Source organism: Ruegeria sp. CDSA241 (assembly GCF_059611265.1).
In genome coordinates this window covers 62,901-80,141 of sequence record NZ_JBXWPF010000005.1, presented here as the reverse complement: position 1 = coordinate 80,141, position 17,241 = coordinate 62,901, and the positions used below count along the sequence as shown (strand labels likewise).

Annotated in this window: 14 protein-coding genes; 6 read left to right on the top strand and 8 right to left on the bottom strand. The window is 58.2% G+C overall.

All coding sequences use genetic code 11. The features are described from left to right. Positions 1-15: 15 nt before the first annotated feature. The 4 genes from AC2FJV_RS06130 to AC2FJV_RS06115 form a co-directional block, all read right to left on the bottom strand. A complete protein-coding gene (locus AC2FJV_RS06130; protein ID WP_496689734.1) occupies positions 16-372 on the bottom strand; it encodes a VOC family protein in 357 nt (118 codons plus the stop codon). 160 nt (positions 373-532) lie between these two features. Further along, a complete protein-coding gene (locus AC2FJV_RS06125; RefSeq protein WP_271950227.1) occupies positions 533-1,987 on the bottom strand; it encodes an NAD(P)(+) transhydrogenase (Re/Si-specific) subunit beta in 1,455 nt (484 codons plus the stop codon). 13 nt (positions 1,988-2,000) lie between these two features. Then, positions 2,001-3,572 carry a Re/Si-specific NAD(P)(+) transhydrogenase subunit alpha gene (locus tag AC2FJV_RS06120; RefSeq protein ID WP_142634946.1) on the bottom strand — a complete coding sequence of 524 codons (1,572 nt, stop codon included), beginning with the start codon at positions 3,570-3,572 and terminating at the stop codon, positions 2,001-2,003. A 128-nt stretch (positions 3,573-3,700) separates the two neighbouring features. Next, a complete protein-coding gene (locus AC2FJV_RS06115; protein WP_496713041.1) occupies positions 3,701-4,153 on the bottom strand; it encodes a methyltransferase family protein in 453 nt (150 codons plus the stop codon). 183 nt (positions 4,154-4,336) lie between these two features. On the opposite strand from AC2FJV_RS06115, the gene kynU reads away from it, so the two are divergent. Beyond that, a complete protein-coding gene (gene kynU / locus AC2FJV_RS06110; RefSeq protein ID WP_496713039.1) occupies positions 4,337-5,530 on the top strand; it encodes a kynureninase in 1,194 nt (397 codons plus the stop codon). On the opposite strand, the gene AC2FJV_RS06105 is transcribed toward kynU, so the two are convergent. Next, positions 5,523-6,089 carry a TetR/AcrR family transcriptional regulator gene (locus AC2FJV_RS06105; protein ID WP_496713037.1) on the bottom strand — a complete coding sequence of 189 codons (567 nt, stop codon included), beginning with the start codon at positions 6,087-6,089 and terminating at the stop codon, positions 5,523-5,525. The two genes, kynU and AC2FJV_RS06105, sit on opposite strands and share 8 nt — an antisense overlap. A gap of 114 nt (positions 6,090-6,203) precedes the next feature. On the opposite strand from AC2FJV_RS06105, the gene AC2FJV_RS06100 reads away from it, so the two are divergent. Both AC2FJV_RS06100 and AC2FJV_RS06095 read left to right on the top strand, forming a co-directional pair. Beyond that, a complete protein-coding gene (locus AC2FJV_RS06100) occupies positions 6,204-6,668 on the top strand; it encodes a (2Fe-2S)-binding protein (RefSeq protein ID WP_282021435.1) in 465 nt (154 codons plus the stop codon). A gap of 3 nt (positions 6,669-6,671) precedes the next feature. Next, positions 6,672-8,912 carry a xanthine dehydrogenase family protein molybdopterin-binding subunit gene (locus AC2FJV_RS06095; RefSeq protein WP_496713035.1) on the top strand — a complete coding sequence of 747 codons (2,241 nt, stop codon included), beginning with the start codon at positions 6,672-6,674 and terminating at the stop codon, positions 8,910-8,912. A gap of 42 nt (positions 8,913-8,954) precedes the next feature. On the opposite strand, the gene AC2FJV_RS06090 is transcribed toward AC2FJV_RS06095, so the two are convergent. The 3 genes from AC2FJV_RS06090 to AC2FJV_RS06080 form a co-directional block, all read right to left on the bottom strand. Then, positions 8,955-9,734 carry a gamma-glutamyl-gamma-aminobutyrate hydrolase family protein gene (locus AC2FJV_RS06090; RefSeq protein ID WP_142634959.1) on the bottom strand — a complete coding sequence of 260 codons (780 nt, stop codon included), beginning with the start codon at positions 9,732-9,734 and terminating at the stop codon, positions 8,955-8,957. Between the two features lie 220 nt (positions 9,735-9,954). Continuing rightward, positions 9,955-10,380 carry a GlcG/HbpS family heme-binding protein gene (locus AC2FJV_RS06085; protein ID WP_271950308.1) on the bottom strand — a complete coding sequence of 142 codons (426 nt, stop codon included), beginning with the start codon at positions 10,378-10,380 and terminating at the stop codon, positions 9,955-9,957. 25 nt (positions 10,381-10,405) lie between these two features. Further along, positions 10,406-12,538: a malate synthase G gene (locus tag AC2FJV_RS06080; protein WP_496713033.1), complete on the bottom strand. Its 2,133-nt coding sequence runs from the start codon at positions 12,536-12,538 to the stop codon at positions 10,406-10,408. A gap of 219 nt (positions 12,539-12,757) precedes the next feature. Here AC2FJV_RS06080 and pepN point away from each other — a divergent pair, with 219 nt between their 5' ends. The 3 genes from pepN to AC2FJV_RS06065 all read left to right on the top strand — a co-directional run bounded on the left by pepN (position 12,758) and on the right by AC2FJV_RS06065 (position 17,181). Further along, positions 12,758-15,367, top strand: coding sequence for an aminopeptidase N (gene pepN, locus AC2FJV_RS06075; protein WP_496713031.1), 2,610 nt, complete (start codon positions 12,758-12,760; stop codon positions 15,365-15,367). Beyond that, positions 15,364-15,792, top strand: a complete 429-nt coding sequence (locus AC2FJV_RS06070) for a hypothetical protein (RefSeq protein ID WP_496693943.1) — start codon at positions 15,364-15,366, stop codon at positions 15,790-15,792. The genes pepN and AC2FJV_RS06070 overlap by 4 nt, the downstream gene beginning before the upstream one ends. Positions 15,793-15,969: 177 nt before the next feature. Then, complete coding sequence (locus AC2FJV_RS06065; protein WP_496713029.1) at positions 15,970-17,181, top strand: hypothetical protein; 1,212 nt, start codon at positions 15,970-15,972, stop codon at positions 17,179-17,181. The last annotated feature ends 60 nt before the right edge of the window (positions 17,182-17,241 follow it).

Below are 17,241 nucleotides of genomic sequence, written 5' to 3'. Positions count from 1 at the left end.
TACAAACCCCTTATGTCATTGATTTGGCTGCCACAGTTCGATTGGGTTGCCCTCAGGGTCGTGAATACGTGCGAATTTTCCAACCTCGCTATCCCATTCAGGATTGGTCTCGACGGCAATGCCTGCGGCTTGCAACTGGGTCGTCATGGCAGACAGATCATCAACCCGAAAATTGATCATCCACTGCTGCTCGGCGCGGCCAAAATAATCGGTGTCCTGCGCAAACGGGGCAAAGACCGTATAGCCTTCGCGCTGTTTCCAGGGGACGGGATCGTAATGATGAACGCCAAGATGGGTCTCGTACCAATCCCGCAACGCTTCCGGATCTCTGGCGCGAAAAAACATGCCACCTATGCCGTTGACCTTTTCCATGGGGCACCTCCTTGTCTCTCTATAATAGCCCAAGGATACCACATTCTGCCCGCCTCATCTGGCCAAAAAAATATTGGGGGCTTGGAGGCAAAGCCCCCAACATGACAAACAAGAAAAGGGCGCCCGAAGGCGCCCTTTGCATTTTGGTTAAGGCTTTAGATCAATCGATCATTGGCAGCAGCTTGTCCAGCGATTGTTTCGCGTCGCCATAGAACATGCGGGTGTTCTCTTTGAAGAACAGCGGGTTTTCGATGCCCGAATAGCCGGTGCCCTGACCACGCTTGGATACAAACACCTGCTTGGCCTTCCAGCATTCCAGAACCGGCATGCCGGCAATGGGGCTGTTGGGATCTTCTTGCGCCGCAGGGTTCACGATGTCGTTGGAGCCGATCACAATGGCAACATCCGTATCCGGGAAGTCGTCGTTGATCTCATCCATTTCCAGAACGATGTCATACGGCACCTTGGCCTCGGCCAGCAGAACGTTCATGTGGCCCGGCAAACGACCGGCAACCGGGTGGATCGCAAAGCGCACATTCTTGCCCTGCGCCCGCAGCTTGCGAACCAGTTCGGACACCGATTGCTGTGCCTGCGCCACGGCCATGCCATAGCCCGGAATGATCACCACGCTGTCGGCGTCATTCAGGGCTGCGGCAACACCGTCGGCCTCGATTGCAATCTGCTCGCCTTCGACAGCCATCTGCTCACCTTGCGGACCACCAAAGCCACCCAGGATCACACTGACAAAGTGCCGGTTCATCGCCTTACACATGATGTAGGAGAGGATCGCACCGGACGAGCCCACCAGCGCACCGACCACGATCAGCAGGTCGTTGCCCAGCGAAAAGCCGATGGCCGCAGCCGCCCAGCCTGAATAGCTGTTCAGCATCGACACAACCACCGGCATGTCGGCACCGCCGATGCCCATGATCAGGTGATAACCAATAAACAAGGCGGCCAGCGTCATCAGGAACAGGGGCAGGAATCCGCCCGTGGACGTGTACCAAACCAGACAGATCAGCGAGAGCCCCGCCGCAGACGCATTCAGCGCGTGACCACCGGGCAGTTTGGTTGCCGTCGATGTAACCTTGCCAGCCAGCTTGCCATAAGCCACGACCGAACCGGTAAAGGTGATCGCGCCGATGAAGATGCCCAGGAACAGTTCCACGTGCAGGATTGCCAGCTCTGCCGCTGTCTTCTTGGCGATCAGCTTGGCAAACGCGCCCAGGTCGGAAAGGTCGACGTCTTTGGCGGCATCAACAACCGCAAAAACTTCGGCGACATTCTTGATTTCAAAATGCGCGTTGAAACCCACGAACACAGCCGCCAAACCAACCAGCGAATGCATCGCAGCCACAAGCTGTGGCATCTCGGTCATCTGGACGCGCTGCGCCACATATTGACCGATCAGACCACCACCTATGATCAGCAGCAATGACAGCAGCCACAAGCCCGAACCGGGGCCGACCAGCGTAGCGAAAACCGCCAGCGCCATACCGACGATGCCATACCAGACAGCGCGCTTGGCGCTTTCCTGGTTCGACAGGCCGCCAAGCGAGAGGATGAACAGAACAGCCGCAACAACGTAGGCGGCAGTGGTGAAGCCATAATCCATGTGCCCGGCCTCCTTAAGATTTCTGGAACATGGCAAGCATGCGCCGAGTTACGAGGAAGCCACCGAAGATGTTGATCCCGGCCATGAAAACGGACAGAGCCGCCAGCAGAATAACCAGGAACGACCCGGATCCGATCTGCATCACTGCGCCAACGATGATGATCGACGAGATCGCGTTGGTAATCGCCATAAGCGGTGTGTGCAGGCTGTGCGCGACGCCCCAGATCACCTGGAATCCCACGAAGATCGCCAGCACAAAGACGATGAAGTGCTGCATGAAGCTGGCCGGAGCAATCAGACCGATCAACAGCATTAGCGCACCGCCGATACCCAGCAAGGTGAACTGCTGTTTGGTTTGCGCCTTGAAGGCCGCAACTTCCTGCGCCTTTTTCTCCTCCGGGGTCAGCTCCCTGACCTCAGGCTTTTTCTGAGCGGCAATCGCCTGAACTTTCGGCGGCGGTGGCGGGAAGGTGATTTCACCTTCATGCGTCACGGTTGCGCCGCGGATCACGTCGTCTTCCATGTCATGGTTGATCTGACCATCCTTTTCAGGCGTCAGGTCTGTCATCATGTGACGGATGTTGGTTGCGTAAAGCGACGAAGACTGCGCCGCCATCCGGCTTGGGAAATCGGTATAGCCGATGATGGTCACGCCATTATCGGTCACGATCTTCTCGTCAGCAACGGTCAGCTTGCAGTTGCCGCCTTTTTCCGCCGCAAGGTCCACGATCACCGAACCCGGTTTCATCGCTTCGACCATGTCCTTGGTCCAAAGCTCGGGCGCTTCGCGGTTCGGGATCAACGCGGTGGTGATCACGATGTCCATTTCCGGAGCAAGTTCGCGGAACTTGGCCAGCTGTGCCTCGCGGAATTCATCGGACTGAACACTGGCGTAACCGCCGGTTGCCGCGCCGTCCTGCTGGTCTTCTTCGAAGTCCAGATAGACAAATTCGGCGCCCATGGATTCAACCTGCTCGGCCACTTCGGGGCGCACGTCGAACGCATAGGTGATTGCCCCCAGCGAGGTCGATGTCCCGATCGCGGCCAGACCGGCCACACCGGCACCTACGATCAGAACCTTGGCAGGCGGTACTTTACCAGCAGCCGTCACTTGACCGGTGAAGAACCGGCCAAAGTTGTTTCCCGCTTCGATCACCGCGCGGTAGCCCGCGATATTGGCCATCGACGACAGAGCGTCCATCTTCTGGGCACGACTGATACGCGGCACCATTTCCATGGCGATCACGTTGGCGCCCTTGGACTTGGCGGCCTCCATGCCCTTTTCATTCCCTGCGGGGTTGAAGAACGAGATCAATGTCTTGCCCTTTGCAAGACGCTTCAGCTCGGTTTCATTTGGCTGACGTACCTTGGCGACGATGTCGGCGGCTTTCCACAGCGCCGCCGCGGTTCCGATAACCTCGACACCCGCCTCTTTATATGTGGCGTCCGAGAACCCGGCCGCAGCGCCGGCCCCTTTCTCGATCAGGCACTCATACCCGAGCTTTTGCAGTTGACGGGCTGAATCCGGAGTCATCGCGACCCGGTTCTCACCGTCAAATGTTTCCTTTGGCGTTCCAATCTTCAACGGCGCGTCCCCCTAATTTTCGGTCAGTTCGCAAGGATAGTTGGCATTCTATCTGAAGAACCAGTTTTAACTGCGCAAGATTATTTCGCAAGCGCAGCATTGTTACGTCGTGTAAAATCCCGTCAACCTCAGATCCAGCGGCGGGTTTGCCTTTCATATCTGGCGAAATCCGTGCGAAAGGCACGGCGCATACGGTTTTCTTCCGGCACAATAAACCTGCGTTCCAAAATCCAGACAAAAACAGGCATCAACACCAAGGACAGCACCGCGTCAAAACGCAGAATCAAGCCGGCCAGAATAAGTACATCGCCAACGTAGATCGGATTGCGGCTGCGCTTGAAGATACCTGTTTGAACCAGACTCGATGGAGTTTCATGCGGCAGGACGGTCGTTCGATGCCGACGAAACTCGGCAATCGCCAGCACGACAAGAACGACGCCGCCCCCGATCAGAAGGCCGCTGAGCAGGTCGGTAAACCCGCTGGCCAGCGACAGACCGAAGGACGTATAGGTCGCCTGCAGCCAGGCGAGAACAGCAAAGGCCACCAACCAAGCGGGCGGAATGTCGAGTTTGCGCTTCATGCTTGTTCCTCTGATCCTGCGGTATGGATGTCGCATTTGTCGGGGTATGTACCGCTTTGCATCCACGAAAGCAAAACCACAGTTGGTCGCATCTGTGCATTTTCGGCCGAACGCGTAGACACGGCAGAACTGATCAGATAGCCCTTTAGTCAGACATTTGTCAGAATTCTGCACAGGACCTCCATGACTGATTTCGCTGCAACCAAAGCCATGTTCGATCTGCCGAATGGAACCATTTATCTGGACGGCAACTCGCTTGGCCCATTGCCACGTGCTGCCGCCGAGCGGGTGAGTGGAATGATGACACACGAATGGGGTCAAATGCTGATCACCGGTTGGAACAAGGCCGGGTGGATGGGGCTTCCGACCGGGCTTGGCGACCGTATCGGACGGTTGATCGGTGCGGAACCGGGTACCATCGTGACCGGCGATACCCTGTCGATCAAGGTCTATCAGGCTGTTGCCTCGGCGCTGGAGCTTTGCCCCGACCGCAAGGTTGTGCTGTCTGATAACGGCAATTTCCCTTCGGACCTTTATATGGTCGACGGTCTGCTGCGTTCACTCGGATCGGAATACGAATTACGGGTGGTCGCACCCGAGGATGTTGCCGAAAACATCACCAAAGACGTCGCGGTTCTGATGCTGACCGAGGTCGATTACCGGTCTGGCCGGATCCATGACATGAAGGCGCTGACGGAACAGGCTCATGCGAACGGCACAATAACCGTTTGGGATTTGGCCCATTCCGCAGGGGCGATCCCGGTTGAGCTGTCCAGTTGCAAAGCGGATTTTGCCGTTGGCTGCAGCTATAAGTATCTGAACGGAGGCCCCGGCGCGCCGGCGTTCATCTATGTGGCGCCCCGCCATGCGGATCGCGTGCGCCCTGCATTATCCGGGTGGCTGGGCCATGAAGCCCCGTTCACGTTCGATCTGGATTACCGCCCCGGACAGGGTATCGAGCGGATGCGTGTCGGCACACCTCCGATCATCCAGATGACCGCGCTGTCTGCGGCGATGGACATCTGGGACATGGCCAACATCATGGACGTGCGCGCCAAGTCAATCGAACTGACCGAGCTGTTTATTTCGGGCGTCGAGGCCACCTGCCCTGACCTGAAACTGGCCAGCCCCCGCGACCCTGCGCAGCGTGGCAGTCAGGTTTCATTCCGTTTCGCCGATGGCTATGCCGCAATGCAGGCCTTGATCGCGCGCGGCGTGATCGGTGATTTCCGCGCTCCGGACATCATACGCTTTGGGTTCACCCCGCTTTATATCGACGAGCAGGATGTAAACGGCGCGGTGGACATTCTGGCCGACATCATGACCAACCGGTTATGGGACGCACCGGAATACAAAGTCAGACAGCGGGTTACCTGATTTCCAACGCTGCACCAATCATGGCGGCAAGGTTCGAGTTCATCCGGTCAAATTCTTGAAAATCCGTCGCGCTGATTTTGTTTCCCCGCAGCGCAGAGGCAATGGTCTCCGCAGTCTCTCTTGCGCCATTAAACAAACGGACACGATCATTCGACGCTTCTTTCTGTAGCCACCCGGTATATAAAGATTGCAGCCGGGCCTCGCCCTGCGTGATGATATCCGAGGCCAGCGACTTTCCTGCATCCAACAGTTCCATCCCGTGTGGAGAGGACATGATCTGAGCCATACCATCGGTCTGCACGTGGATTGCCTGGCCGATGATCTGCGAAACCGAGCCATCTGCCTGCAAGGCTTTCGTAACGGCTTCGATCTTCTCCTCATAGTGCAACTCGGTGAGTCTGCGCAGGATCGCCTCTTTGTTGTCGAAATACAGATACAATGCCGGGCGCGAGATCCCCACGCCCTTTGCGATTTCATCCATCGACGTCTTTTTAAATCCGTAAGCCGCGAATGCCTTACGCGCCGAATCCAGTATGGCAAGGCACTTTGCGTCTAGCACGAAGTCTCTCATCTGAACCTTTTGACACTTTTCACTCAATTTGTCAGTTGACACTCTGACACTCACACCCATTTATGTCAGAACGTCACTAAATGCCAAGAGGGAGACGCAGCTATGACGGCCAGCTTAAAGATAAATGGGACGTCATATGAGGTCGATCTACCCGAGGATGTCCCCCTTTTATGGGTTCTGCGCGACGAGATCGGACTGACCGGCACCAAGTTTGGCTGCGGGGTTGCGGCATGCGGCGCCTGTACCGTTCATATAGACGGAGAAGCCGTGCGCTCTTGCCAGGTTGCCTTGTCCGATGTCTGGGGTGACGTCACCACAATCGAAGGTCTGGGCAGCCCGGACGCGATGGCCAAGATACAGCAGGCCTGGATTGACCATCAGGTTGCGCAATGCGGTTATTGCCAATCGGGTCAGGTCATGCAAGCCGCCGCGCTATTGGCCGAGAACCCCAGCCCCACGGATCAGGACATAGACGATGCGATGCAGGGCAATCTGTGCCGCTGCGGCACCTATCCCCGTATCCGTGCCGCGATCCATGACGCAGCCTCCAGACTGAAGGAGGCATAAGCGATGGCCTCCGTAGGAAAAATTCTTCGCCGCACGTTTCTTATCGGCTCAGCCGCCATTGTTGGCGGCGTCGCGTTTGGCGCCTATTATGTCAGCCGCCCGGCAGCCAACCCGCTGAAGCCTGGCGATGGGGAAACCGCGCTTAGCCCGTTCATCCTGATTGATCAGCAGGGCGTAACCCTGTTCGCGCCACGTGCCGAGATGGGACAGGGCGTAATGACCACTTGGGTAGCCCTGATTGCCGAAGAGCTGGACGTCGAATTGGACGATATCCGGGTCCTTCACGGGCCTGCGGCAGCCGCCTATTACAACTCGGCCATTTTGGGTGAGAGCCTGCCGAACAAGGGATATGACATCTCGAACTTCCAGCACAATCTCGCACAATCGCTAGGCGTTCTGGGCAAGGTTGTCAGCCTGCAGGTCACCGGCGGCTCGACCTCGATGCGCGATGGGTTCGAACGCATGCGCGAAGCCGGGGCCACAGCCCGGGAAACGCTGAAACAAGCAGCGGCTGATCGTCTGGGCCTGGAGCGTGACCAGTTGAAGACCGAAAACGGCGCCGTGATCGCGCCGGACGGGACGCGCATTCCCTATACCGAACTGGCTGAGGCCGCCGGACAGATCGAGCCCATGCAGGTCGAGCTGCGCGATCCCTCAGACTGGCGTTTGCTGGGACAGAATCTGCCACGAGTCGACATGGTTGGAAAATCCACGGGCACGGCTGAGTTCGGCATTGACGTGCGCCCCGAGGGACTGAAATTCGCCTCTGTTCGGATGAACCCGAAACTGGGCGGTGCGATGAACGGCTTTGACGCCAGCACCGCGGAATCCATGCCCGGCGTGGAAAAGGTGGTCGATCTGGGCAACGGCGTGGCCGTTATTGCCAATAACACCTGGCTGGCCATTCAAGCGGTTGAGGCCATAGAGGTCGATTGGGCCGACGCCCCATACCCGCCGGATACTGACGGTTTATTCGCAAAAATTGCCGAGGCGTTTGACGACTCGCCAAATTCGACAATGCGCGACGATGGCGATGTTGAAACCTTGCCCGAAGGGGCCACCGAAATTACCGCTGAATATCAGGTGCCCTATCTGGCACATTCCACGATGGAACCGATGAACGCCACCGCGCTGTTCACCGGTTCCAGGCTCGAGCTGTGGTGTGGCAACCAGGCGCCGACCTTCCTTCTGACCCGCGCTGCAAACACGGCGAATCTGGATAAAGAAGTGGTCGAGATTCACACCACCTATCTTGGTGGCGGATTTGGTCGTCGCGGAGAGCTGGATTTCATCGAAATCGCAACCAAGGTCGCCATGGCCATGCCCAATACTCCGGTCCAGACCACCTGGAGCCGTGAAGAGGACATGCGCCACGATTTCTACCGCCCCGGCGCGCTGGCGCGGATGCGCGGCGCGGTCAAAGACGGCAAGGCAGTTCTGATCGACGCCAAGGTTGCATCGCAATCCTGCACACAGCAGGCCGTGGAACGCATATCGGGCCTGCCCGGCGCTGGCCCCGACAAGGTCCTGGTCGAAGGTCTTTTTAACCAGCCCTATGCCGTGCCGAACTACCGCGTCAGCGGCCACATCGCCGATCTGCATGTACCTGTCGGGTTCTGGCGTTCGGTCGGCAATAGCCATAACGGGTTCTTCCACGAGACATTCATGGACGAGCTGGCCCTGGCCGCCGGTCGTGACCCGCTGGAGTTCCGTCTTGAGCTGGCCCAAGCCGAGCACGCACCGTCGGCAGCTGTCCTGCAAGCCGTCAAGGAAATGTCAGGCTGGACGGGTGAAACGCCCGCCGGTGTTGGTCGTGGCGTGGCAATGACCTACAGCTTTGGCACGCCTGTGGCGCAGGTGGTCGAAGTGGTCGATGAGGACGGCACCATTCGCATCGCAAAGGCGTGGATCGCCTGCGATGTGGGTCTGGCGCTGGATCCCGGAACGGTCGAGGCGCAGATGTTCGGTGGCATGATCTATGGCCTGTCAGCAGCCGTGATGGGCGAGATCACCTTCGCCGACGGTGAGGTCGAGCAATATAACTTCCCCGACTATGACGCGCTGCGGATGCATAACGCCCCGGTGACCGAGGTTCGTATTCTGGAAACCAATCGCCATCTGGGTGGTGTGGGTGAACCGGGCACGCCTCCGTCGATGCCAGCACTTGGCAACGCCCTGTTCGACCTTACCGGCAAGCGCGCCCGCAGCTTGCCGTTGATCAATCAATTCAATCTGCTGGTTTGACAGCAAAGCGCCGGTCCCTTCAATCAGGGCCGGCGGAGGGACTCAGGCGGTTTGTTTAACCAATCCCGATCGCACTCCTGCGGACCAGTCGCGTGCCGCATCGCCAAACGCCTCAAAAAGCGGCCGCGAGACAGGGTCATTGACCGCGTCCCATTCCGGGTGCCATTGCACCGACAGGGTGAAACCGGGCGCGTCCTGCACATAAATCGCCTCGGGCGTGCCGTCTGGTGCAGCGCCGTCAATCACAATGCGATGTCCAACAGTTTTGATCCCCTGCCCGTGCAGCGTGTTGGTCATCACCTCGGCAGCGCCCATCAACCGATGAAACACGCCCCCCTCGGTCAGGTTGACCACATGGCGTAGGGCAAATTTCTCTTCCAAGGTGCCGTCGGGGGGCATCCGATGGTTCATGCGCCCCGGCAGATCGCGGATTTCTGGATAAAGCGTTCCGCCCATGGCCACGTTGACCTCCTGAAAGCCGCGGCAGATGCCGAAAAAGGGCTGCCCTCTTTCGACACAGGCCCGCACCAAGGGTAACGTGATCGCATCGCGCGCCCGGTCGAAATCGCCATGCGCGTCGGTCGCAGGTTCGCCATATTCCTCGGGGTGAACATTGGGACGCCCCCCTGTCAGCAGGAAACCATCACAGACCTCAAGCAGTTCCTCGACACAGACATACCGCGGGTCGGCAGGGATCAGCATCGGCAAGCAACCCGAGACATTGGCCACGGCGTCCGAGTTCATCGTGCCGCCGGCATGAGTCGGATATTGATCGTTCATCAAATATGAATTGCCGATGATACCGACGACAGGTCGAGCCATTATTCTTTCCTAGTTCTTTCCGTACGTTCCGGGAAAGGTATCGACAGGGTCACAGGCGCGCAATAGCACATAGCCTGTGTGTCAGCGCAAGTCTCTGTTCACCCCTGCACAACAAGGGGCCTGATCGGACCACCGCCGAATAGGCCCTATTCGCTTTGCGCGCCGCTTGTGCCTCGTAAAGATCGGAGAGCCTTTGCCGGCTCTCCGAGTTCACCAAAGGTCAAACTTCGCCAGTCAGCCCGGCCGCTTCGATCCCGGCCATGGCAGCGATGGCGTCGTTATCCGACGTGTCGCCGGTCACACCGACTGCGCCGATTACGGCACCTTTTCGGTCACGTAGCAGAACGCCACCCGGAACCGGCACGACCTGACCGCCATAAACACCGTTTACGGCGGCCATGAAATAGGCCTGCGCCTCGGCGCGTTGCATCTGGGCTGTGCCCGCCATCCCCAGCATGACCGAGCCATAGGCCTTGCCCTGCGCAATCGCAAAACGACCAGGGGCAGCACCGTCTTCACGCTCAAACGCGATGACGTGGCCACCAGCATCAAGAACGATGACCGAGAGGGGTTTCAGCCCCAACTCGCGCCCTTTTTCAAGGGCTTTGCGGATAAGGGTACGGGCTTTGCGCAAAGAAATTACCATATTCGATCCAGTCATTTCTGTTGGGTTAAAGGCTGGCTTTCATCTCCAGTCGGCGGGCGTGCAGGACAGGTTCGGTATAACCCGAAGGCTGAACACGGCCTTTGAAAACCAAATCACAGGCCGCCTGGAAGGCGATCCCGTCGAAACCGGGAGCCATTGGGCGATACGCCGGATCGCTATCATTCTGCCGATCGACCACCACGGCCATTTTCCGCATCGCGGCCATGACTTGCGCCTCATCGACAGTGCCATGATGCAGCCAGTTGGCCAAGGCCTGAGACGAAATCCGGCACGTGGCACGGTCTTCCATCAGGCCAACATCATTGATGTCCGGCACTTTCGAACAGCCAACGCCTTGATCGACCCAGCGAACCACATAGCCCAGGATGCCTTGCGCGTTGTTTTCGATCTCACGCGCAATCTCATCATCGCTGAGGTTGCGGCCGCCCAGCAAAGGCACGGTCAGCAGATCATCCAGCGTACCACGTGCGCCACCGGCAGCCAATTCGTCCTGGCGCTCTAGGACGTTGACCTTATGATAATGTGTTGCGTGCAGTGTCGCGGCAGTCGGCGACGGCACCCAGGCGCAAGTTGCACCCGATTTCGGGTGACCGATCTTGGCGTCCAGCATGTCACCCATACGGTCGGGCATCGCCCACATGCCTTTGCCAATCTGTGCCTTGCCCTTCAAGCCACATGCCAGACCGATATCAACATTGCGATCTTCATAAGACGCAATCCACGGCGTGTTCTTTATGTCTCCCTTGGGCAGCATTGGTCCTGCCTCCATCGAGGTGTGGATCTCATCCCCGGTCCGGTCCAGAAAGCCGGTGTTGATGAAGGCCACGCGCGAATTGGCGGCGCGGATACATTCCTTGAGGTTCGCCGAGGTGCGGCGCTCTTCATCCATAATACCGAGCTTTACGGTGTTGCGCGGCAGGCCGAGGATGTCTTCAACCATATCGAAAATTTCGACGGCAAAGGCGACCTCTTCGGGGCCGTGCATCTTGGGCTTTACCACGTAGACTGAACCAGTGACCGAGTTGCCGCCATCGCGCTGCAGGTCGTGCATCGCAATCAGAGTGGTGCACAGCGCGTCCATCAGACCTTCGCCGATCTCGCGCCCTTCGGCATCCAGAACGGCAGGGTTGGTCATCAGGTGCCCCACATTGCGGACCAGCATCAACGACCGGCCCTTAAGAACACCAGCGCCACCGTCCGCCGCGGTAAAGGTCAGGTCATCGGCCAGTTTGCGTGTAAAAGTCGTGCCGCCTTTGCTGACCTCTTCGGTCAGATCACCCTTCATCAGGCCCAGCCAGTTGCCATAGGCAACCACCTTGTCCTCGGCATCCACACAGGCGACTGAATCTTCGCAGTCCATGATCGTCGACAGCGCCGATTCAAGATGCACGTCAGCAATACCGGCCGGGTCGGTGGCGCCAATGGTGCTGGAAGCGTCAATCACGACTTTGACATGCAGACCGTTGTTCTTCAGCAGAACAAAGTCCGGGTTTTCAGCGGCACCGCCAAAACCCACAAACTGCGCTGGATCTGCCAGCGCGGGCACCAGAACCCCATTTTCAACGCGCAGTTCTGACATTTCAGCCCACGATCCGCTGGCCAGCGGGGCGGCATCGTCCAGAAACGCTTTGGCCCAAGCAATCACGCGTGCTCCGCGCGCATCATCATAACCACCACCGACGGGAAGATCGCCCATCGCGTCGGTGCCATAAAGCGCGTCATACAAGCTGCCCCAGCGCGCATTCGCAGCGTTCAGTGCAAAACGCGCATTGGTAATAGGAACCACCAGCTGAGGACCGGGAATCAACGCGACCTCGGGATCGACATTGTCAGTTTCGATCTGAAAATCCCCGCCTTCAGCCACCAAATAACCGATCTCGCGCAGGAAATCCTGATAGGCGGCAGCATTATGCGGCTGGCCATTGTTTTCCAGATGCCAGGCATCGACGCGCCCCTGGATATCGGCCCGCTTTGCCAAAAGTGTACGGTTCTTTGGGCCCAACTCGTGAACCATCTGCGCAAGCCCGTTCCAGAAGGTGTCAGCCGCAACGCCTGTTCCAGACAGAGCATGCCCTTCTATGAATTCGGTCAGAATCCCGTCGACCTTGAGTCCGCTCCGCATCCGTCTGCTGCTCATGCCACATTCCCTCGTATGTACGCCGTTGTATACAGGCCCCAATTAGGGCGGATATTTCCGATAGGCAACATGTCTTGGTCAGTTTGGGTCTTTGGTCGTCAGGCCACTTCGACATCGACAGATGCTTATCGCCTATTGAGCAAGCTTACTTGCACCGCTTGCAGCCCATCGCAGCAACCCATAACGTCGCGCCTGATACCAACCCATTCGAGGCCACCGATGCGCGACGCAGCCCCCACGACGATCTTTCTGAAAGACTACACACCGTTTGGTTATCTGGTGGACAGCGTACATCTGACCTTTGATCTGGCCCCAAATGCGACCCGAGTGACTTCGCGCATCGCCTTCCGGCCCAATCCTGATGCCTTAGACCGTCAGTTTTTCCTGCATGGTGAGCAACTGAAACTGATCCGTGCTACTGTTGACGGGGTTGAGATCACTCCAGACGTCACAGAGACCGGCCTGACAGCGGTTGTTCCCGACGCGGCATTTGTCTGGGAAGCCGAGGTCGAAATCGACCCAGGCAACAACACTGCGCTTGAGGGGCTCTACATGTCGAACGGCATGTATTGCACCCAATGCGAGGCCGAGGGGTTTCGCAAGATCACCTTCTATCCCGACCGGCCCGACGTGATGTCGATCTTCACCGTACGCATTAATGGCGCGTTGCCGGTTCTGCTCTCGAACGGCAACCCGACCGGCAAGGGGGATGGCTGGGCCGAATGGAATGACCCCTGGCCCAAACCCGCCTATCTGTTCGCCCTTGTCGCAGGCGACCTGATTACACATCCCGGTCAGTTCACAACCAAATCGGGCCGCGAGGTTGAACTGAACCTGTGGGTGCGCCCGGGCGATGAGGGAAAATGCGCCTTCGGTATGGAGGCGCTGAAGAAGTCGATGAAATGGGACGAGGACGTCTATGGCCGCGAATACGACCTGGATGTCTTTAACATCGTCGCCGTCGATGATTTCAACATGGGGGCGATGGAAAACAAGGGTCTGAACATTTTCAACTCGTCCGCCGTGCTGGCCAGCCCTGAGACATCCACCGATATGAATTTCGAACGGATCGAGGCGATCATCGCGCATGAGTATTTCCACAACTGGACTGGCAACCGCATCACCTGCCGCGACTGGTTTCAACTGTGCTTGAAAGAGGGTCTGACGGTGTACCGCGATGCGCAGTTCACCTCGGACATGCGTTCAGCCCCGGTGAAGCGCATCCACGATGCCATAGACCTGCGGGCGCGCCAGTTCGCCGAGGATAACGGCCCGCTTTCACATCCGGTGAGGCCAGAGAGCTTTCAGGAGATCAACAACTTCTACACCGCGACGGTCTACGAAAAAGGCGCCGAGGTGATCGGCATGCTGAAACGTCTGGTAGGTGACGAGGCCTATGCGCAGGCGCTGGAGCTGTATTTTGATCGGCATGACGGTCAGGCCTGCACCATCGAGGACTGGATCAAGGTGTTTGAAGACACCACAGGTCGCGACCTGACCCAGTTCAAACGCTGGTACAGCCAGTCTGGCACCCCGCGCGTATCGGTGACCGAAGAATGGACTGATGGCATCTACACCTTGACGCTGAGACAGCGCACCGACCCGACCCCCGGACAGACAGAAAAACTGCCGCAGGTTATCCCCGTTGCGGTCGGGCTGATCGGCGCGAACGGGGATGAAACCATGCCCACAACCATTCTGGAGTTCACGCAGGAAATCCAAAGCTTTGCTTTCGAATACACAGTAGAAGGCTGGCGCTTGCAGGGTTGCGAAGGACCGGAACGCGTGTCCGGTGCCAATCCGCCCAAACCCACGGCCTCAATCCTGCGCGATTTCTCGGCCCCTGTGATTCTGGAACATGACCAGAGCAGCGCTGAGCGGGCCTTTTTGCTGGCTCATGACAGCGACCCGTTCAACCGCTGGCAGGCGGGGCGATCTTTAGCCGAAGACACGCTGATCAAGATGATCTTGACGGATGCGGCACCGGAAACGGATTATCTCGATGGCATCCTCGCCGTATTGCGCGACAGCGATCTTGACCCGTCTTATCGCGCCTTGATGCTGGGGTTGCCGTCCCAATCTGAACTTGCTGCGATGATGCATGAACAGGGTGTCACGCCCGACCCGATGGCCATTTGGACCGCTGTTGAAACGCTGAGGCAGGTAACGGCCCAGCACGTTCAGGATCTGCTGCCCCGCCTGCACAGCGAAACCAGCATCGAAGCCCCCTTTAGCCCGGACGCAGAACAAGCTGGCCAGCGGGCTCTGGGTGGGGCCGCACTGGCGTTGACCTCACGGCTGGACGGGGGTGCAAAAGCGGCCGAGGATTATCAGCGCGCCGATAACATGACCCTTCAGCTTTCGGCTTTGTCCTGCCTGTTGCGTGCGGGCAAAGGGGAACAGGAACTGAACGCATTTTATGACCGGTGGCAAGATGACCGGCTGGTGATGGACAAATGGTTCGGCCTGCAGGTGGCGATGTCAGCCCCGGCAGAGACTGCAGATATCGTAAGCCACCTGACCGGGCATCTGGATTTCAACTGGAAGAACCCGAACCGTTTCCGGGCTGTTCTAGGGGCATTGGCGACGAATCACGCCGGTTTCCACCGTGCTGATGGAGCTGGTTATTCTCTGCTGGCGGACTGGCTGATCAAACTGGATCCGGTCAATCCGCAGACCACGGCGCGGATGTGTTCGGCATTCCAGACGTGGAAGCGCTATGACGCAGATCGCCAGGCCCTTATCCGCAACCAGCTGACCCGCATCGCCGAAACGCCAGACCTTTCACGGGACACGACCGAAATGGTGACGCGCATCCTGAACGCATGACCCCCTATTCCTATACACGGCATAACAGGTCACCGCAGGTCATCGCAATTCTACTGTCGGTCTATGCCGCGCTGGCTGTGTTGGTCATCGCCTTTGATGCCGTCTGGTGGCTGATTGGCCTGCTGGCCCTGTTCACCCTGCCCGCATTATGGGACTTTGCACAAAACACCCGTTCGGGGCTCCGGCTGGATCAGGATGGGCTGCGGTGGTTCTCGGGGCGGCGCGAGGCTGGCGTAAGATTGAGCGAAATCGACCATGTGCGTCTGGATACACGCTGGGATTTCTCGGTGCGCATGTCGCTGGTGCTGACCTCGGAAAAGCAGATTCGCCTGCCCGATGAGTCGACCCCTCCGCATAAGGAACTCGAGTCCCGCCTGAAAGAGGCTGGTCTAAAGGTTGAACGGCATCATTTCGGCCCATTTTGAAACGATCCCGAACCTCAGGGCACATTGACCGGAACAAAGCGACAATAAGACGGTTGTAGCTTGAATTTGAGCCAAATAGAGGCCAGTCTTTAAAGCTAGGTTACGATTTTTTTTGTTTCGAGTGTAAGCATGTTCCGGTTTCTGATGGCCCAAAAGGCCCGCGTTCCACATCCATCCTTGAAAATTGCGTCAGATTTCGACGCGGCCGATGCAGTGCTGGCCGCTGCTCTGCCAGATCAGGGTTCGGTAAATATCCCCGTCGCAAATGTCTCGGCCGATGAACTGATCGGTCAGGACGTCATCGAACTTGGCCGCGATCTGGCCCGTCAGGATCGGTGGGCAGACCTTTCTGCAAAGATGCGTGCCGCCGATGACGCACGCGAAACTGCGCCCGATGGGATGCCAATCGCGGATTTGCTGGCATTCGGCGCTCGGTCCGATGTGGTGCTGGCGGCCGAACACGCTCTGTCCGATTATCGGGCATTGTCAGACTATGATCTTCTTGGCGGAATTTCTGAGCTAGAGGATGAAATGCGGGCGCATGAGGATGATCCGATGATCGCCCTTGTTGTGGCTATGGCGCATATTGACCTGGCCTGGGCGTGGCGTGGCACTGCGACAAACGCAGTTCTTCCCCCCTTACACCGGTCTCGCTGCACCGCCCATTTCGACCGCGCGGCCGATATCCTGCCAAAATGCCGCGAAGCCGCGCCCAACAATGTGCTGGTTGCGGCTGTTGGCTGTGCTCTGCTGGCAGGTCAGCGCAAGTCCAATCTGCGCGTGGCTGATCAGTATGAACAGTTGATTACGTTGGACCCGCATAACCAACGCCATATGCGTGCAATGGGCACTCATCTGCTGCCACGCTGGTTCGGCAGCTATGAAGAGCTTGAGGTTCAGGCCCTGCGCAATGCAGCCCGTACCCATGACCTTTGGGGCGCCGGTGGCTACACTTGGGTCCAGTTTGATGCCATCGCCCTAGACGACGAAGCCTGCGCACGGTTGGATATCGAATACTTCCTGCAGGGTTTGCACGATATACTGCGCAACCGCCCCGACCAGCAGATGGTCAATATGCTGGCTGCCTATTGTGCGATAACCATCCAGAACGGCCTTGGAGGGAATGAAAAGGCCGACGCGGTGCGCGCTCAGATCCACGACGCGGCCAACTGGCTGATCCGTGATCACCTGACCGAACTGCATCCGCTGATCTGGGCCCATGCGGCACAAGGGTTCAATAACTCGGTCCGCATCAACTCGCCCGAACGGTTTGCAGCCCGCGGGCACCGCGATGCGTTGCGGGCAATCGGCGACCTGTTTCGCGAGGAACTGCGCAGCGGCATGGATGTGACCTTTACTCCGACAGGGTTGCACCTGTCCGGACACTGATTCCCCCTTGCCCCTTTGGCGCGCCGGGCCTAATACGCAGGCTTAGACTTCTGCGGAAAT